Source organism: Paenibacillus sp. E194, assembly GCF_000935845.1.
Classification (GTDB): domain Bacteria; phylum Bacillota; class Bacilli; order Paenibacillales; family Paenibacillaceae; genus Paenibacillus_B; species Paenibacillus_B alvei_B.
Genome location: NZ_JMDX01000490.1, coordinates 1 through 1,366, shown reverse-complemented (window position 1 = coordinate 1,366; position 1,366 = coordinate 1). Strand labels below are relative to the sequence as shown.

At 40.2% G+C, this 1,366-nt stretch carries 2 protein-coding genes; both read right to left on the bottom strand.

The window, feature by feature from the left end:
* Positions 1 to 62: 62 nt before the first annotated feature.
* Entirely contained in the window at positions 63 to 938 is an 876-nt protein-coding gene (locus tag AZ66_RS29140) for an IS3 family transposase (protein WP_231587102.1), read from the bottom strand.
* Positions 939 to 979: 41 nt separating this feature from the next.
* Positions 980 to 1,291, bottom strand: a complete 312-nt coding sequence (locus tag AZ66_RS29135; protein WP_044358136.1) for a transposase — start codon at positions 1,289 to 1,291, stop codon at positions 980 to 982.
* Positions 1,292 to 1,366 lie beyond the last annotated feature (75 nt).

The following is a 1,366-nucleotide window of genomic DNA, read 5'->3' as shown; positions in this document are numbered from 1 at the left end:
CGGATTAACCCCATAAATTTGGACACATAGACACTAATTCTTTCTTTTTCATTCATTTTCGTTTAGACTCGAACCATTTTAATTGGAATCGCTTCCACTTGATTCTGGTTGTAAAATTTCTCTGGTGCCATATCCCTAATACTGGAATGAATCCTGCGTTCATTGTAGAATCGCATGAATTCAGATACCACTTGATATGCTTCACCATAATTTTGAAATTCGTATTTACCCAAACAATCATCCTGCAATATTCGATGAAATGACTCGATATGGGCATTCATATTCGGCGTTCTAGGCGGTATTCTTTCATGCTCCATACCAAAGTCGATACAAGCTTCCTCGAAAGTGCTTGATATGAACTGAGGACCGTTGTCTGAACGAATTACTGGCATCGTCTGAGAGCTAAATAACTGACGCTTAAACATAGCGGCTTGTATGGTTCGTACAACGTCTTTGGCTTCACATCGAAGGCCAATGTGATACGATACAATTGCACGATCATAGACGTCAATAATGGATTGTATGAAGAAAAATCGCTGTTCACCTGCTATATAACCGTATTTAATATCGGTTTCAAACAGTTGATTGGAATTCGTTATCGTTCGATTTGACGCGATCCTTTTCGGAAATCGAACTCGTTTTTGACGTTGTGGTTTTAGGATACCTAGTTCCTTGCACAGTCGATATACTTTCTTCTTGTTTATGCGAAGCTTGTGCTGTTCGCGCAATGCCACAGTCAATTTACGGTAACCATAACTAGCCCCATCGCTAGCGATAAGCTCCATAAGCCATTCTTTAATCTGTTCATCAGATATTGTGAAACCATTTGTAAGCCGCGAGAATCCAGGTGTTGGGCGTCCCTCACTCACTAATTTGCTGCGTAATTGTGCTTTCTTATGATAGTAATAACTCGAGCGTGGAATGTTAGCTAGACGCAGAACGAACTGGGTGCTATATCCTTGTTCGATGTAGAAATCGGCTACTTCAATTTTTTCAGCAAGTGAGGGTTTTTCTTTTTTATAAGATCACGGAGAATCGCGATCTCCAGCGCTTGTTCTCCGAGCAATTTTTTTAACTGATCATTTTCTTCAGCTATTGCTTTGGAGTCAAACTCCGAGATTTGTTCCATTTGAACATCACCGAACTTGCCATCGCGATATTCTTTAATCCAACGATGGAGCATATTCGTTGCTATTTCATAGCGGCGAGCAACCGCCGCTGTATTTTCAGTCTCCAGTGCTTCTTTCACCAATTGTAATTTGAAATCTGTTGAATGTTTCGTTCGTTTCATTTCATCATCCCCTGTCAACTATTAGTGTAAAGCATATACACTCTTAGTGTCCAAGTTCATTAAGGGGCTTATGAG